At 55.6% G+C, this 816-nt stretch carries 1 protein-coding gene; it reads left to right on the forward strand.

Annotated features, from left to right (window positions below; genetic code table 11):
• Positions 1-816, forward strand: an 816-nt coding sequence (locus B5G28_RS14225) for a transposase (RefSeq protein ID WP_144265586.1), incomplete at both ends; no start/stop codon positions are given.

Below are 816 nucleotides of genomic sequence, written 5' to 3' on the forward strand. Positions count from 1 at the left end.
GCGCCATGAATCTGGATACCCAAAATCTTCCGCCGGAAGTGGCGGCGTATATCCGGTCACTGGAGCAAGAGAAACAGCGGCTGGAACAGAGGAAGCAACAGCTGGAGCAGGAGAAGCAGTTACTGGAAAAACAGCTGGTGAAGATGCAGTCCCTGAATGAACAGCTGGTTCAGATGCGCAAGCGGATGTTTGGGCAATCCAGTGAGCAGATTCAGTATGTGGACGCTCAGCAGTTGGACTTCTTCAATGAAGCGGAAGCCTGCAGCGATGCATCTGCTCCGGAACCGGGAAAAACGACCCCGGTGAAGGCCCATGCCCGGAAAGCAAAACGGACCAAAGAAGAACTGACAGAAGGTTTGGAACACAAGAAGGCAGTCTGTGAGCTGCCGGAGCAGGAACAGATCTGCGCCAAGTGCGGCAGCACCATGGTACGGATCGGGGAAAAGTTTGTCCGCTCTGAGCTGGTAATTGTGCCGGCCCAGGTGTATGTGGTGGATTACTATGCCGCCAGCTACAAATGTGCGCACTGTGAAGCCCAGACTGGGGAGAGCTATATCCGGCAGGCCGAAGCTCCTGTTCCAGTGATGAAGAAAAGCATGGCGGCTCCCTCCACAGTAGCCTATGTGATGCAGGAGAAGTTCCAGAACGGAGTTCCGCTGTATCGCCAGGAGGCTTACTGGAAGGGACAGGGTGTGGGTCTTCGGCGCAATACCATGGCCAACTGGGTAATCCGCAGTGCCCGTTGGTTCAAGCCCCTGTATGAGCAGCTTCGCAGGGAGCTGCTGCGGCAGGACATTGTGAATGTGGACGAGACCC

This window comes from Faecalibacterium sp. An77, assembly GCF_002161315.1.
Lineage (GTDB): Bacteria > Bacillota > Clostridia > Oscillospirales > Ruminococcaceae > Faecalibacterium.